The sequence below is a fragment of the Burkholderia stagnalis genome, assembly GCF_039848545.1.
Lineage (GTDB): Bacteria > Pseudomonadota > Gammaproteobacteria > Burkholderiales > Burkholderiaceae > Burkholderia > Burkholderia stagnalis.
Genome location: NZ_CP156685.1, coordinates 118168 through 134405, shown reverse-complemented (window position 1 = coordinate 134405; position 16238 = coordinate 118168). Strand labels below are relative to the sequence as shown.

Sequence of the window (16238 nt, the reverse complement as noted above, 5' to 3'; positions counted from 1 at the left end):
CGGCAACGATGGCTCGGAAACGAGCCTGACGCGAAAAAATCGACGCCCCGGCGGCCTTCCGTCCGGGGCGTTTTGCATCGTGGGGCGTTACGCCAGGAAAAATCCGCTACAAATTGCAGCAGGATTAACCATTCCCCAAATATTCGACTACGCTTAGAAGCGGTAGCCGACGTTCAGGTAGGTGACGATCGGGTTGAGCGAGATCTTCGCCTTCGACGTCTCGGTCAGGGTGCCGACCTGGGTCCGCTTGGCGGTCGTGAAGGTGGCGGTGACACTCACCGGGATGTACGAGATCGACAGGCCGGCGAACCAGTGATCGGTAAAGTTGTACGTGAAGCCGGCGTTGAAGACGGGCGCCCACTGGTTGCTGGTCTGTGCGCTGGTCGGGCCGCCGAGCACGCCGTTCTCGAACGCGCCGTTCGTGATCTTCGCGCCGGTGAACCACACGTAGGTCGCACCGATGCCGACATACGGCCGGAATTTGGCGTTGGCGTCGTTGAAGTGGTAGCGAAGCAATACCGCGGGGCTCCACTGGTATGCACGGCCGAGTACGCCGAACTTTTCGAACTGACCCTTGCCGGTGATGTCGAACTTCGGCGGGATCCCCATGACGAGCTCGGTGGAGATGTGGTCGGTGACGAAGTAGCCGGCTGCCAGCCCAAACGTATCGGCGTCGTTGATGCCGGCGCCGGTGTTGGGAATCGACTGGTTGACTGGCGTGCCGCCGACGCCGTACAGGAACAGCGGGTCGCTGCTGTCCTGTGGCGACAGGTGCAGCCAGCCGGTGCTGACGTAGAAGCTACCTGCGGATTGCGCATGTGCCGCACTGCCCGCAAACGTAAATGCGAGCGCTGCGGCCCCCGTAATGGCCAGTTTTCGTTTCATTGTGTCTCCTCCGATCATAGGCGTGCTCATTATGACGACTGCGTTTAAAACCAAACAAGCTCGTAAGTTAGAGTTTTCTCCCTAGGATTCGCACGACCGTACGTTTCAGCGCCGCGGGCGAAAGGATTCTACGCAAGTGCGCTTCATCGGACCTTCGGGTATTTCCTAACGCGATCAAACGGACATTCAGCATGGCACGGTTAGCACGACTCTACGTTCCCGACCAGCCGCAGCACGTGATACTGCGCGGCCTGGATCAGCAACCCGCGTTCGTCGACGACCAGGACTACGAACTCTTCATCGATTGTCTGAAGGCCGCGGCGCGCGATCATCACCTGGCGGTGCACGCGTACGTGCTGCTGCCGCGCCAGGTGCAGCTTCTCGTGACGCCGAGCGACGAGGCCAGCCTGCCGAAAGCGATGCAGGCGGTCGGGCGCCGCTACGTCGCACACTTCAACCGGCGCTATTCGCGGCGCGGCACCCTCTGGGAAGGCCGCTACCGCGCGACGGTGATCGAGGGCGAGCGGTATTTCCTGCTCGCGAGCCGGGTAGTCGAGCTCAGCCCGGTGCGCGCGCAGCTGGCCGCCACCCCCGACGCCTACCGCTGGTCGAGCTACCGGCACCACATCGGGCTCACGGTCGACAGCCTGATCACCGACCACCCGCTCTACTGGGCGCTCGGCAATACGCCGTTCGAGCGCCAGCGCGCGTACAAGGAGCTGTGCGAGCAGCCGCTCGACGAGCGGCAGGCCGACCAGCTGCAGCAGGCGACGCTGAAGGGCTGGGTGCTCGGCGGCGACACCTACCGCGAATGGGCGGCCCGCACCGCGAACCGGCGCGTATCGCCGCTGCCGCGCGGGCGCCCTCGCAAGGTGCGTGAGAACACGCCGCCGATCCAGCAATAGACGCTGGCAGGCAGGCGAACAGGCGGCGCCGCGGGCGCCGCTTCTTTTTGCACCAAAACGATACGGCCCCAATAAAACGGCACCAGATCGATGCATTGGTTTAATTGGGGTTCGATCATCGAGTTTTTGTTGCTATTCCATTGATTCGTCGCGTATATTCCGAATTCCGGTGGCCGGGCGAAGCATGCCTGACCCACCGTCGGCCGCGCCGCGTCCTGCCGGGAGGCGGGAAGCGCGGCAACAAGAAAATGGTTCAACGGCCCTCGAGGCCCCTTTACGACGGTGTCCCCATGAACGACCACCAGCAGCCGCTCACCGCGGTGCCCGCCGCGCAAGGTCTGTATGACCCGCAAAACGAACACGACGCCTGCGGCGTCGGCTTCGTCGCTCATATCAAGGGCAAGAAGAGCCACGAGATCATCGAACAGGGTCTGAAGATCCTCGAGAATCTCGACCACCGCGGCGCGGTCGGCGCCGATCCGCTGATGGGCGACGGCGCGGGCATCCTGATCCAGATTCCGGACGCGTTCTACCGCGAGGAGATGGCCAGGCAGGGCGTGACGCTGCCGCCGGCCGGCGAGTACGGCGTGGGGATGATCTTCCTGCCGAAGGAAAACGCATCGCGGATCGCGTGCGAGCAGGAACTGGAGCGCACCGTGAAGGCCGAGGGCCAGGTGGTGCTGGGCTGGCGCGACGTGCCGGTCGACCACGCGATGCCGATCTCGCCGACCGTGAAGGCCACCGAGCCGCTGATCCGCCAGATCTTCATCGGCCGCGGCAAGGACATCATGGTGACGGACGCGCTCGAGCGTAAGCTCTACGTGATCCGCAAGACCGCCAGCCACCGCATCCAGGCGCTCAAGCTGAAGCACGGCAAGGAATACTTCGTGCCGTCGATGTCGGCGCGCACGGTCGTCTACAAGGGCCTGCTGCTCGCCGGCCAGGTCGGCGTGTACTACCGCGACCTGCAGGACGCGCGCGTCGTGTCGGCGCTCGCGCTCGTGCACCAGCGCTTCTCGACCAACACGTTCCCGGCATGGGAACTCGCCCACCCGTACCGGATGATCGCGCACAACGGCGAGATCAACACCGTGAAGGGCAACGTCAACTGGCTGAACGCCCGCACCGGCGCGATCGCGAGCCACGTGCTCGGCGACGACCTGCCGAAGCTCTGGCCGCTGATCTACCCGGGCCAGTCGGATACGGCTTCGTTCGACAACTGCCTCGAACTGCTCGTGATGGCGGGCTACCCGCTCGTGCACGCGGTGATGATGATGATCCCGGAAGCGTGGGAACAGCACACGCTGATGGACGAGAACCGCCGCGCGTTCTACGAATATCACGCCGCGATGATGGAGCCGTGGGACGGCCCCGCCGCGATCGCGTTCACCGACGGCCGCCAGATCGGCGCGACGCTGGACCGCAACGGCCTGCGCCCGGCCCGCTACATCGTCACGGACGACGATCTCGTCATCATGGCGTCGGAAGCCGGCACGCTGCCGATCCCCGAATCGAAGATCGTCAAGAAGTGGCGCCTGCAGCCGGGCAAGATGTTCCTGATCGACATGGAACACGGCCGCATCATCGACGACAAGGAGCTCAAGGACAACCTCGCGAACGCGAAGCCGTACAAGAGCTGGATCGACGCGGTGCGCATCAAGCTCGATGAAATCGAGCCGAAGGCCGAGGAAGTCGCCGCGGGCCGCACCGTCGGCGCCGCGCTGCTCGATCGCCAGCAGGCGTTCGGCTATACGCAGGAAGACCTGAAGTTCCTGATGGCGCCGATGGCGCAGCAGGGCGAGGAAGCGGTCGGCTCGATGGGCAACGACTCGCCGCTCGCGGTGATGTCGAACAAGAACAAGACGCTCTATCACTACTTCAAGCAGCTGTTCGCGCAGGTCACCAACCCGCCGATCGACCCGATCCGCGAGAACATGGTGATGTCGCTCGTGTCGTTCATCGGCCCGAAGCCGAACCTGCTCGACACCAACAACATCAACCCGCCGATGCGGCTCGAAGTGTCGCAGCCGGTGCTCGATTTCAAGGACATCGCGAAGATCCGCGCGATCGACCAGTACACCGGCGGCAAGTTCAGCTCGTACGAGCTGAACATCTGCTACCCGGCCGGCTGGGGCAAGGAAGGCATCGAGGCGCGCCTCGCGTCGCTGTGCGCGGAAGCCGTCGACGCGGTGAAGTCGGGCTACAACATCCTGATCGTGTCGGATCGCAAGACCGACGCCGAGCACGTCGCGATTCCCGCGCTGCTGGCGACCTCGGCGATCCACACGCACCTCGTCCAGCAGGGCCTGCGCACGAGCACGGGCCTCGTCGTCGAGACGGGCTCGGCGCGCGAGACGCACCACTTCGCGCTGCTCGCCGGCTACGGCGCGGAAGCCGTGCACCCGTACCTCGCGATGGAAACGCTCGCGCAGATGGCCGACGGCCTGAAGGGCGACCTGTCGCCGGAAAAGGCGGTGTACAACTTCACGAAGGCGGTCGGCAAGGGCCTGCAGAAGGTCATGTCGAAGATGGGCATCTCGACGTACATGTCGTACACGGGCGCGCAGATCTTCGAAGCGGTCGGCCTCGCGACCGATCTCGTCGAGAAGTACTTCAAGGGCACGGCGTCGAAGGTCGGCGGCATCGGCCTGTTCGAGGTCGCGGAAGAGGCGATCCGCCTGCACCGTGACGCGTTCGGCGACAACCCGGTGCTGCGCGACATGCTCGACGCGGGCGGCGAGTACGCGTACCGCGTGCGCGGCGAAGACCACATGTGGACGCCGGATTCGATCGCGAAGCTGCAGCACGCGACGCGCAGCAACTCGTACCAGACGTACAAGGAATACGCGCACCTGATCAACGATCAGACGAAGCGCCACATGACGTTCCGCGGCCTGTTCGAATTCAAGGTGTCGCCGGCGAAGGCGATCCCGATCGACGAAGTCGAGCCGGCGAAGGACATCGTCAAGCGCTTCGCGACCGGCGCGATGTCGCTCGGCTCGATCAGCACGGAAGCGCACGCGACGCTCGCGATCGCGATGAACCGGATCGGCGGCAAGTCGAACACCGGCGAAGGCGGCGAGGACGAGAAGCGCTACCGCAACGAGCTGCGCGGCATTCCGATCAAGTCGGGCGAATCGCTGAAATCGGTGATCGGCGACGAGATCGTCAGCGACATCCCGCTGAAGGACGGCGATTCGCTGCGCTCGAAGATCAAGCAGGTCGCGTCGGGCCGCTTCGGCGTCACGGCCGAGTACCTGGCATCGGCCGACCAGATCCAGATCAAGATGGCGCAGGGCGCGAAGCCGGGCGAAGGCGGCCAGCTGCCGGGCCACAAGGTGTCGGAATACATCGGCAAGCTGCGCTACTCGGTGCCGGGCGTCGGCCTGATCTCGCCGCCGCCGCACCACGACATCTACTCGATCGAGGATCTGGCGCAGCTGATCCACGACCTGAAGAACGTGAACCCGAGCTCGAGCATCTCGGTGAAGCTCGTGTCGGAAGTGGGCGTCGGCACGGTTGCGGCCGGTGTCGCGAAGGCGAAGGCCGATCACGTCGTGATCGCCGGCCATGACGGCGGCACGGGTGCGTCGCCGCTGTCGTCGGTCAAGCACGCGGGCACGCCGTGGGAGCTCGGCCTTGCCGAAACGCAGCAGACGCTGGTGCTGAACCGCCTGCGCGGCCGCATCCGCGTGCAGGCCGACGGCCAGATGAAGACGGGCCGCGACGTCGTGATCGGCGCGCTGCTCGGCGCGGACGAGTTCGGCTTCGCGACGGCGCCGCTCGTCGTCGAGGGCTGCATCATGATGCGCAAGTGCCACCTGAACACGTGCCCGGTCGGCGTCGCGACGCAGGACCCGGTGCTGCGCGCGAAGTTCTCGGGCCAGCCGGAACATGTCGTCAACTACTTCTTCTTCGTGGCCGAGGAAGTGCGCGAGATCATGGCGCAGCTCGGCATCGCGAAGTTCGACGACCTGGTCGGCCGCGCCGACCTGCTCGACACCCGCAAGGGCGTCGAACACTGGAAGGCGAAGGGCCTCGACTTCTCGCGCGTGTTCTACCAGCCGGAAGACTGCGAGGACGTCGCGCCGCGCCACGTCGACGTGCAGGATCACGGCCTCGAGCGCGCGCTCGACCACGTGCTGATCGAGAAGGCGAAGGCCGCGATCGAGAACGGCGAGCACGTGTCGTTCATCCAGCCGGTGCGCAACGTGAACCGCACGGTCGGCGCGATGCTGTCGGGCGTGATCGCGAAGAAGCACGGCCACGACGGCCTCGACGACGACGCGGTGCACATCCAGCTGAAGGGCACGGCCGGCCAGAGCTTCGGCGCGTTCCTCGCGAAGGGCGTGACGCTCGACCTCGTCGGCGACGGCAACGACTACGTCGGCAAGGGCCTGTCAGGCGGCCGGATCATCATCCGTCCGACCAACGACTTCCGCGGCAAGTCCGAGGAAAACATCATCTGCGGCAACACGGTGATGTACGGCGCGATCGAAGGCGAATCGTTCTTCCGCGGCGTCGCGGGCGAGCGCTTCTGCGTGCGCAACTCGGGTGCGACGGCGGTCGTCGAGGGCACCGGCGACCACGGCTGCGAATACATGACGGGCGGCACGGTCGTCGTGCTCGGCGAGACGGGGCGCAACTTCGCGGCCGGCATGTCGGGCGGCGTCGCGTACGTGTACGACCCGGACGGCACGTTCGCGGCGAAGTGCAACAAATCGATGGTTGCGCTCGATCCGGTGCTGCAGCAGGCCGAACAGGAGCGCACGGTCGACCGCGCGCTCTGGCACGCGGGCGCGACGGACGAAGCGCTGCTCAAGGGGCTCGTCGAGCGTCACTTCCAGTTCACCGGTTCGCCGCGCGCGAAATCGCTGCTGGAAAACTGGGACGCGGCGCGGCGCCAGTTCGTGAAGGTGTTCCCGAACGAATACAAGCGCGCGCTGGGCGAGATCGGTGCGAAGAAGGCGGCGAAGGAAGAACTGGCCGCCTGAGCGACGAACGACACAGCAGAGGCCGCGCGCGCCTGACCATCAGGCCGCGCGGCTCCCCCACCCGATACACGGAATCAGAAGAGCACCTTATGGGCAAGGCAACCGGTTTTCTGGAGTTCGAACGCCGCCACGAGGCGTACGAAGCACCGCTCACGCGCGTGAAGCACTACAAGGAATTCGTCCAGGCGCTGTCCGACGCGGACGCGAAGGTGCAGGGCGCGCGCTGCATGGATTGCGGCATCCCGTTCTGCAACAACGGCTGTCCGGTCAACAACATCATCCCGGACTTCAACGACCTGGTGTATCGCCAGGACTGGCGTCAGGCGATCGAGGTCCTGCACTCGACCAACAACTTCCCGGAGTTCACGGGCCGCATCTGCCCGGCGCCGTGCGAGGCCGCGTGCACGCTCGGGATCAACGACGACCCGGTCGGCATCAAGTCGATCGAGCACGCGATCATCGACAAGGCGTGGGCGGAAGGCTGGGTTGCGCCGCAGCCGCCCGCGCACAAGACGGGCAAGAAGGTCGCGGTGGTCGGCTCGGGCCCCGCGGGCCTCGCGGCCGCGCAGCAGCTCGCGCGCGCCGGCCATGACGTGACGGTGTTCGAGAAGAGCGACCGGATCGGCGGCCTACTGCGCTACGGGATCCCCGACTTCAAGCTCGAGAAGTGGCTGATCGACCGCCGGATGCGCCAGATGGAGGCGGAAGGCGTGACGTTCCGCACCAGCGTGTTCATCGGCAAGGATGCGCTGCCGGATTCGATCGGCAACATGGCGAAGGAAACCCTCTCGCCGGAGACGCTGAAGGAAGAATTCGACGCGGTCGTGATCGCGGGCGGATCGGAAACGCCGCGCGATCTGCCGGCGCCGGGCCGCGAGCTGGCCGGCATCCATTTCGCGATGGACTTCCTGCCGCAGCAGAACCGCGTGAATGCCGGCGACAAGCTGGCCGACCAGCTGCTCGCGAAGGGCAAGCACGTCGTCGTGATCGGCGGCGGCGATACGGGCTCGGACTGCGTCGGCACGTCGAACCGTCACGGCGCGAAGGGCGTTACGCAGTTCGAGCTGCTGCCGCAGCCGCCGGAAGAGGAAAACAAGCCGCTCGTGTGGCCGTACTGGCCGATCAAGCTGCGCACGTCGTCGTCGCACGAGGAAGGCTGCGAGCGTGACTGGGCGGTCGCGACCAAGCGCTTCGAAGGCCGCAACGGCAAGGTCGAGAAGCTGATCGCGGCGCGCGTCGAGTGGAAGGACGGCAAGATGCAGGAAGTGCCGGATTCGGAGTTCGAGATCAAGGCCGATCTCGTGCTGCTCGCGATGGGCTTCACGCAGCCGGCCGCGCCGGTGCTCGAGGCGTTCGGCGTCGCGAAGGACGCGCGCGGCAATGCGCGTGCGGCGACCGAAGGCGATCGCGCGTACTACACGTCGGTCGACAAGGTGTTCGCGGCGGGCGACATGCGCCGCGGCCAGTCGCTCGTCGTGTGGGCGATCCGCGAAGGCCGCCAGTGTGCGCGGTCGGTCGATGCGTATCTGATGGGGCATTCGGAATTGCCGCGATAAGTAGCGCAAGCGGGTTTCGATGAAAGCCGGGCGTCCGAGAGGGCGCCCGGTTTTTTTTGTGTGGTAGCCGTTGACGATCCGGTTTCGCGATCGAGCCAAAGCGCTGCTTTTTCCGAACGTGCCGAGTGCTTTATGTTCCGATATACGATCAATTGTCTGGAGATGAGGGGGCGTGCAGTGGTTCTATGACCTGCCCATAGCTTGTAATTTGCTCGTTACAATCGATCATCGCGATGTACTTTGTTCCATCGACAAGCAAAGGGAATTCCCAGACCCCGAGTTTCCACGCGTGATACTGCGGGGCACCATCGAACTGGATGCGATTGGATTGAACTCCTCGCTCTTTGATGTATGCGAGGACCTTCCCACGGAATACCTCGATGGATGCATCCGGGCAACTGCCTTCCGTCCTCTCATACCGAGACATCGCCACGACGACGAACAGCAATACGAATGCGCCAATGGCGGCGGCGATAATCCAGAGGAAGCAACGCATCACAAAGCACAAGACTGTCGAAAGCATGATCGGATTCGAAGTGTGTTGGTTGTCGAGAATGCGCGTACGGCAGGGACTCTCGATCCTAGAAGCGGCCGGGACGCATCAAGCCGCCAAATGACGGCCTATGGACGGCCTCCGGGGGGCGTATTCCGGCATTTCGCACAGGCCTTTGGCCAGAGAACGAGATGTTCTTTTCGCCGGTGAAGATTATCCGGTAATCCGTATGCCCTAGCGCCGAGCCGAGTTTCGCCAGAAACGTGGTAGCTGCCTCTTGAAAAAATGGTCGATTTGATGGGTCGGCATCAAACTTGTCTGGATTGATTGTGTAATATCCATTGAATCGATATGTGTTATCAGCGAGTAGTTCCAATGTTCCTTGGAGGCGGCCGGATATTCGTCCTAAGACTGTTGCGCTCCACAGATCCTGAGTTCCATGGTTGAAGATGTTTATGCTGAATTCGTGGTTGATTGGGTAAATGCCGGGGCCATATCCTGGATTCTCGATGGCTCGAGATAAGTCTCCGAAATCGCTAACATTCATTTTTAAGTTGAGGGATTCGATGTTGATGGAGCGTTGAACTCCGTTTCCGTGTATCCAGTGGTTGACCGCCTCAATGAACATCAGTGGGTTGCCATAAAAATCGAATTTCAATGTGGGTGGGGTTTTGTTCAATTGGCCGACGTAGATGCCAAATAGCGCAGAAACGTTTGCATAATGTCCAGGTGCGAAATTAAAACCATATTGGTTGGTGCCGGGTAAGTACCTGTAGCCGCCCATGGCCAGCCATGGCGTGAATCCGCCGACCAGAACAAGCTGGCTGCGCCAGAAATTTAGGTCGTTGCGCCCGATTGCCGGCAAATATTTGAAGAACATTTCGGTTGCGCGAACCATGTTGCCCGTATTCGCAAAAAGGAGCATGTAGTTGGACGCACAATATTGATTGAAGCAGACCGACGGGGGCGGTATCCCTGCCCCGATGTTGGCGCCGGGTATTTGGTTCGCATTGATGTTGAAATCGCCAAAGTTGAAGTCGGGCGGTCGCGGCGTGGTAATGGAAATCGGCGGCAGGACATTGGATTGTGCCGCGCTCGTTGTATGTTTCAACAAGGTTCCGAGCGGCAGTGCTGTCGAAGCAATCAGGAAGCGACGCCTGTTCTGGTGTTGCCGTTGGTCGTCGTCATTCATGACATTTGCAGATACCAGCGTGTCGCGCTTGAGCATTTCTCACCCCGTTTGGTTGTCTTTCGGTAATTGATTCGTATTGCGAAAGACATAGCGTTTGTCTTTTTGAGTTGTTCTGCAAGGATTTTGTATGGTGCTCATCCGCTTGCCAGCGTCGGGCGGTGCCCCTCATGCGCCGAATGCGAGGCGAGGCAACGTCCAGCCGAAGCTGTACCGCGAGACGCGTCCTCCACGCTTGGCAGTTCGAACAACGTTTCCAAACGTCAAAGCCCATTGCGCCGAACATGGCTCTGCGTGTGATGAGTCGCATAATCTTGAGGCGTTGGCAGGCCAACTAGCGTCGCGCCACATAGCTTTCGTTTTGTAATGTTCCTTGCGAATTGTCATATCATGTTGTCCCTCCGGCGCGCCACGCGCGCCCCTACATGACTGACCCCATTTAAAAGGACACTGGATGGAAGCACTCGCAAGTGGGCTGATCGATGCCGTCAACGGCGTGTTGTGGAACTACGTGCTGATCGCGCTGCTGCTCGGCGCGGGCGCGTGGTTCACGCTGCGGTTCCGGATGATCCAGCTGAAGGCGCTGTTCCTCAGCATGAAGCTGGTCGGCAGCAAGGGCGAGCCGGGCAGCATCTCGTCGTTCCAGGCGTTCGCGACCGGGCTCGCGAGCCGCGTCGGCACCGGCAACATCGCCGGCGTTGCGGTTGCGCTGACGGTCGGCGGGCCGGGCGCGATCTTCTGGATGTGGATGACGGCGCTCGTCGGCATGTCGTCCGCGTTCGTCGAGGCGACGCTCGCGCAGATCTTCAAGGTGTCGCACCACGACGGCACCTATCGCGGCGGCCCCGCGTACTACATCCAGACGGGCCTGCGCTCGCGCGGCTTCGGCGTGCTGTTTTCGCTGTCGCTGATCCTCGCGTTCGGCTTCGTGTTCAACGCGGTGCAGGCCAACGCGATCGCCGATGCGTTCCACACGTCGTTCGGCTGGAACCGCGCGACGGTCGGCCTCGGCCTCGTGCTGCTCACCGCGCCGATTATCTTCGGCGGCATCCGCCGGATCGCGACCGTCGCGCAGGTAATCGTGCCGCTGATGGCGATCGGCTACCTCGCGCTCGCGGTGTACGCGGTCGCGACCCATATCGCGTTGGTGCCGGACGTGATCGCGCTGATCGTGAAGAGCGCGTTCGGCCTCGAGCAGGCGGCCGGCGGCCTGACCGGTTATGCGGTCAGCCAGGCGGTCGCGATGGGCGTGAAGCGCGGGCTGTTCTCGAACGAAGCCGGCATGGGCAGCGCACCGAACGCGGCGGCGACGGCCAGCACCCGGCATCCGGTCGTGCAGGGGCTGATCCAGATGCTCGGCGTGTTTGTCGATACGATCGTGATCTGCAGCGCGACCGCCTTCGTGATCCTGTTGTCGGGCCAGTACGAGATCGGCACCGGCATGCAAGGCGCGGCCCTGACGCAGCGCGCGATCGCAAGCCATGTCGGCGACTGGGGCGCGATCTACATGGCGGTCGCGATCTTCTTCTTCGCGTACTCGTCGGTGATCGGCAACTACGCGTATGCGGAAGGCAACGTCGACTTCATCACCAAGCGGCGCGGCGTGCTGCCGCTGTTTCGCATCGCGGTGCTCGGGATGGTGATGTTCGGCAGCGTCGGCCAGCTGCCGCTCGTGTGGGCGATGGCCGACACCAGCATGGGCCTGATGGCGATCATCAACCTGGTCGCGATCCTCGCGCTCGGCAAGTACGCGCATGCGGCGTGGCGCGATTACCGCCGCCAGCGCGCCGCGGGCGTCGCCGATCCGGTGTTCACGCGCAATACGATTCCCGAACTCGCGCGCGTGCTGCCGAAGGACGTCTGGGGCGAGCACGGCCCGCTGCCGCAGCGTCCGGCGGCCATGCCGGAAACCCGTGTCGCGACGAGCGTCGCGGCCAACTGACCATGGACGGCGACCGGCTCCGTGCATTCGTCGCGCTGATGCCCGATGCGGCGTCGCGCGACGCGCTGCACGCGTTGCCGGTCGCGCGCGGCGCGCGGCGCACGCACGCCGACCACCTGCACGTGACGCTTGCGTTTCTCGGCGCGATCGAGCGCGGCGCGTGCGATGCGCTGGCCGCGCGGCTGCCCGGGCTCGCGGCCGCGCATGCGCTGCCGCTGCAGGCCGTCGAGCGGCTCGCGTGGTGGCCGAGCCTGCCGAAGGCGCGCCTGATCGTCGCGGAGCTGGGCGTCGAGCCGGCGCTGGTCGCGCTGAACGACGCACTCGTGGCGGCATTGCGGGATCTCGGCCTGCCGACCGATCGCCGCCCGTTCCGGCCGCACGTCACGCTCGCGCGGCTGCCGCACTATGCGGTCGGGCAACCGGCGCACGGCGGCGCGTTGCATGAACCGGTCACGCTGCATTTCGATGCGCTCACGCTGTTCGAAAGCCAGTTGTCGCACGAGGGCGTGTCGCATCGGCCGATCGTGTCGGCGCCGGTTGCGCTGGCGGATGCGGGGGACCGGGAGTAGGGGCCGGCCGCGATGGCGGGCGGCGTCGCGAAGACGCGGCGGCTTCGGCGCGGGGTGCGGCGCGCACCGCACCGTCATTTCATTCGGAATACGGCAGGCAAAGCCTGTCGCGCATGCGAGCGGGCACCGGCGGCGGGCGGGTCGCACATCGCGCCGGCCGCCCGCTCGCGGCCTGTTACGCGGCGACCTTGTCGCTGTCGTTCACGCGCTCGACGCGGATCGTGCCGCCGTGGAACGCGGCCAGCGCTTCGCGGTGCGCGATGCTGACGATCGCGGCCTGCGGCAGCCGCTCGTTGAACAGGTGATAGAGGCGCGCTTCGTTGTCGGCATCGAGCGCGCTGGTCGCTTCGTCGAGGAACAGGAAGTCCGGCTTGTGCAGCAGCACGCGTGCGCCCGCGAGACGCTGCTGCTCGCCCGGCGACAGCACGCGGGTCCAGTGGCCAGTTTCGCCGAGCCGATCGACGTACTCGTCGAGCCGGCACGCGCGCAGCGCGTCGCGGCACGCGTCGTCGCTGTACGCGTCGGCGCCGGCCGGGTAGGTGAGCGCGGCCTTCAGCGTGCCGATGGGCAGGTAGCTCGTCTGCGGCACGAACATCATCCGCGCGCTGACCGGCGCATCGATCGCGCCGTCGCCGAACGGCCAGAGGCCCGCGAGCGCGCGCATGAACGTGCTCTTGCCGGAACCCGACTTGCCGACCACGAGCCAGCGCGAGCCGGGCTCGATGGTGACGCTGCCGATGTCCGCGAGCGCGTTGCCGTTCGGCAGCGCGAGCTTCAGCGACGACGTCGACAGCCGCTCGGCATCGACGTAATGCAGGTTGATGCCGCCGTGCTCGGTCGCGGGCGACACGCTTTCCTTCAGGTGCGACGCGCTCATCACGCGTTTGAATTCGCGCAGACGGTTGACGGTCGCGCGCCATTCGACGAGGGTGGCGTAACTGTTGATGAACCAGGAGAACGAGTCGCTGACGGTGCCGAACGCGGACGAGATCTGCATCAGCACGCCGAACGAGAACGCGCCCGCGAAGTAGCGCGGCGCGGCGACGACGAGCGGGAAGATGATCGCGATCTGGCCGTAGAAGCTCAGCACGAACGTGAGCCGCTTCGTGTACTTCATCACGCGCCACCAGTTGTCGCGGATGCGCATGAACAGGTTGCGCGCGTTGCCGTTCTCGGTGGTTTCGCCGTCGTAGAACGCGATCTGCTCGGCGTTCTCGCGCACGCGGATCAGCCCGAAGCGGAAATCCGCCTCGACGCGCTGCTGCTGGTAGTTGATCGACACGAGCGGGTGGCCGACCTTCTGGATGATCAGCGAGCCGACCACCGCGTACAGCGCGGCCGCCCACACCATGTAGCCGGGGATCGCGATCGGCGTGGCGCCGAGCGTGACCGTCAGCGCACCCGCGAGCGACCACAGGATCGTGATGAACGACACGAGCGTGACGACCGTCGACAGCAGGTCGAGCGACAGCGACAGGGTGGTCGTCGCGAACGACTGCAGGTCGTCGGTGATCCGCTGGTCGGGGTTGTCGGCGAGGCGGTCGCGTTCGATCCGGTAGAACGCGCGATCGCCGAGCCACTGGCCGAGAAAGCGCTCGGTGAGCCACTGCCGCCAGCGGAAGCCGAGCATCTGGCGCAGGTAGCGGCCGTACACGGCGAGGATGATGAACGCGAACGCGAGCGCCGAGAATTGCAGCAGCAGGTTCGGGAAATCGTGGACGTCCTTCGATTGCAGCGCGTTGTAGAACTGCGCGTTCCACTTGTTGAGCCGCACGTTGATCCAGACGACGCAGAGGTTGATCGCGATGATCGTGACGAGCAGCCCCCACGCGACCTTCCATTCGGACGAGACCCAGTAGGGCTTGACGAGGCTCCACGCGGATACCTGGCGCTCGTCCTGCGGTGCGTCGTGGGCGGTATGGGGCGATTGGGTCATGTGCTTCCTGATGTGTGGCCGGCGCGCACGCCGGTGAGGCCGGGCGCGCGCCGCGAAACAGGCGGGCCGGACAAAACGTGCCGCATGACGGCGGGCGCTGCGGATTGTGGCGCGCCCGTCTTAAACGGCACTTAACGGCCCGCGGTAGGACGGCAACCGGCGCGCGATCGCGCGCCGGCCTGCGGGCATTGTGCCAGAGCGGCGCCCGGCATCGGTGAAATTGCCGACGGGGGACAGTTTGCGGCCGTTTCCGCTTTTATGGTCTAATGGCCGTCGACGAAACAGGGGTGCTTCGTGCGTGGCCGGCGGTGTTCCGGGCGGCGCGGCGAGGCTGAGAGAGACCCTTCGCACCCGATCCGGGTAATACCGGCGCGGGAAGTTTCCGATCCCGCCGGGCCGCGCTGGCTGCTTCCCCATTTGTCAGCGCCCTGTCCCGCCCGGCCGGCCTTTGCTGCCGGTTTCGTCCTTTTGGGTACGCGCGCTCGCTGCGCGTTGCGGAAGGATGCAATGACCGTTCAATCTTCAGTCTTTTGTCCCGCCCCGCGTGCGTTCGCACGAGGTCGCGTTTGCGCGTGCGCGCCGCATCGGCATGTGTTTCGCGAGGAGGGCGTGCGATGAGCGTCGTGACTGCACGGCCCGATTTCGCGGTGCTGGGCGGCGGCCTCGTCGGCCGCCTGATCGCGTGGCGGCTCGCGGGCGACGGCCACCGCGTCGCGCTGTACGAGCGCGGCGGCCCGGACGGCGAGCAGTCCGCCGCGTGGGTTGCGGCCGCGATGCTCGCACCGCTCGCCGAGGCGGCCAGCGCGGAACTGCTGATCACCGAGCTGGGCGCGGCGTCGCTCGCGCGCTGGCCGCAGTGGCTCGCCGAACTCCCCGAGCCGGTGTTCTTCCAGCAGCACGGCACGCTCGTCGTCTGGCATCACGCGGATCGCGCCGAGGCGCCGCTGTTCGAGCGCCGCGTGCGCGCGAACGCGCCGGCCGGCCTGCTCGACGGTGGCTTCGTGTCGCTCGCCGGCGCGCAGGTGGATGTGGCCGAACCGGCGCTCGCGGGCCGCTTCGCACGCGGGCTGCTGCTGCCGCGCGAAGGCCAGCTCGACAACCGCCAGGCGCTGCGCGCGCTCGCGGCGGGCCTCGCCGAGCGCGGTGTCGACACGCACTGGCACGTCGCCATCGACGCGAACAGCCTGCCCGACGCCCATTTCACGATCGACTGCCGCGGGCTCGGCGCGAAGCCGGCGCTGCCCGCGCTGCGCGGCATCCGCGGCGAGGTGGCGCGCGTGCATGCGCCCGGCATCGGCCTCACGCGGCCGGTGCGGCTGCTGCATCCGCGCTATCCGCTGTACATCGCGCCGAAGCAGGACGACCTGTACGTGATCGGCGCGACCGAGGTGGAGGGCGAGGACATGTCGCCCGTCAGCGTGCGATCCGCGCTGGAGCTGCTGAGCGCCGCGTTCTCCGTGCATCCGGCGTTCGGCGAGGCGCGCATCCTCGAGCTGAATGCGCAGTGCCGCCCGACGCTGCCCGATCATCGCCCGGCGCTGATCTGGGACGGTGCGGCGACGCTCGCGGTCAACGGCCTGTACCGGCACGGCTTCATGATCGCGCCGGAAGTCGCGCATGCCGCGGCCGCGCTCGCGCAGGCGGCGCTGTCCGGCACGCTGGGCGGCGCGGACGCATTCGCCGCGTGGCGCGGCGCGGCGCGCTGGCCCGATCTCCTTCATCACCGCGACGACGCGCGCCAGCCGGCCTGACGCGCGCCGCGACCCGAA

The 16238-nt window shown here is 65.5% G+C and carries 10 protein-coding genes and 1 riboswitch; of the genes, 6 read left to right on the top strand and 4 right to left on the bottom strand.

The genetic code is table 11. The annotated features are described in order from the left end of the window. Positions 1 to 153: 153 nt before the first annotated feature. The gene (locus ABFO07_RS00635; protein WP_059558345.1) at positions 154 to 885 is read right to left on the bottom strand and encodes an OmpW/AlkL family protein; all 732 of its coding nucleotides are present in this window, start codon (positions 883 to 885) and stop codon (positions 154 to 156) included. A 191-nt stretch (positions 886 to 1076) separates the two neighbouring features. On the opposite strand from ABFO07_RS00635, the gene ABFO07_RS00630 reads away from it, so the two are divergent. From ABFO07_RS00630 to ABFO07_RS00620, 3 genes are all read left to right on the top strand, one after another. Beyond that, positions 1077 to 1790: a transposase gene (locus tag ABFO07_RS00630; RefSeq protein ID WP_059558347.1), complete on the top strand. Its 714-nt coding sequence runs from the start codon at positions 1077 to 1079 to the stop codon at positions 1788 to 1790. Positions 1791 to 2080: 290 nt separating this feature from the next. Next, positions 2081 to 6784: a glutamate synthase-related protein gene (locus ABFO07_RS00625; protein WP_059883731.1), complete on the top strand. Its 4704-nt coding sequence runs from the start codon at positions 2081 to 2083 to the stop codon at positions 6782 to 6784. A gap of 89 nt (positions 6785 to 6873) precedes the next feature. Then, on the top strand, positions 6874 to 8340 hold the full coding sequence (locus ABFO07_RS00620) for a glutamate synthase subunit beta (RefSeq protein WP_059558351.1): 1467 nt from the start codon (positions 6874 to 6876) through the stop codon (positions 8338 to 8340). 148 nt (positions 8341 to 8488) lie between these two features. Here the strand turns inward: ABFO07_RS00620 and ABFO07_RS00615 are convergent, their stop codons facing one another. Together ABFO07_RS00615 and ABFO07_RS00610 are read right to left on the bottom strand one after the other, a co-directional pair. Beyond that, positions 8489 to 8863, bottom strand: coding sequence for a hypothetical protein (locus ABFO07_RS00615; RefSeq protein WP_347468042.1), 375 nt, complete (start codon positions 8861 to 8863; stop codon positions 8489 to 8491). A gap of 58 nt (positions 8864 to 8921) precedes the next feature. Beyond that, entirely contained in the window at positions 8922 to 10061 is a 1140-nt protein-coding gene (locus tag ABFO07_RS00610) for a lipid II-degrading bacteriocin (protein ID WP_230951404.1), read from the bottom strand. Positions 10062 to 10476: 415 nt separating this feature from the next. On the opposite strand from ABFO07_RS00610, the gene ABFO07_RS00605 reads away from it, so the two are divergent. Further along, on the top strand, positions 10477 to 11964 hold the full coding sequence (locus ABFO07_RS00605) for an alanine/glycine:cation symporter family protein (RefSeq protein WP_059803059.1): 1488 nt from the start codon (positions 10477 to 10479) through the stop codon (positions 11962 to 11964). Positions 11965 to 11966: 2 nt separating this feature from the next. Further along, positions 11967 to 12533 carry an RNA 2',3'-cyclic phosphodiesterase gene (gene thpR / locus ABFO07_RS00600; RefSeq protein ID WP_059883728.1) on the top strand — a complete coding sequence of 189 codons (567 nt, stop codon included), beginning with the start codon at positions 11967 to 11969 and terminating at the stop codon, positions 12531 to 12533. 175 nt (positions 12534 to 12708) lie between these two features. On the opposite strand, the gene ABFO07_RS00595 is transcribed toward thpR, so the two are convergent. Continuing rightward, positions 12709 to 14469: an ABC transporter ATP-binding protein/permease gene (locus ABFO07_RS00595; protein WP_059558446.1), complete on the bottom strand. Its 1761-nt coding sequence runs from the start codon at positions 14467 to 14469 to the stop codon at positions 12709 to 12711. Between the two features lie 273 nt (positions 14470 to 14742). After that, positions 14743 to 14864: riboswitch (TPP riboswitch) on the top strand. Positions 14865 to 15083: 219 nt separating this feature from the next. Between ABFO07_RS00595 and ABFO07_RS00590 the strand changes: the two genes are divergently transcribed. After that, complete coding sequence (locus ABFO07_RS00590; RefSeq protein ID WP_059892593.1) at positions 15084 to 16220, top strand: FAD-dependent oxidoreductase; 1137 nt, start codon at positions 15084 to 15086, stop codon at positions 16218 to 16220. Positions 16221 to 16238 lie beyond the last annotated feature (18 nt).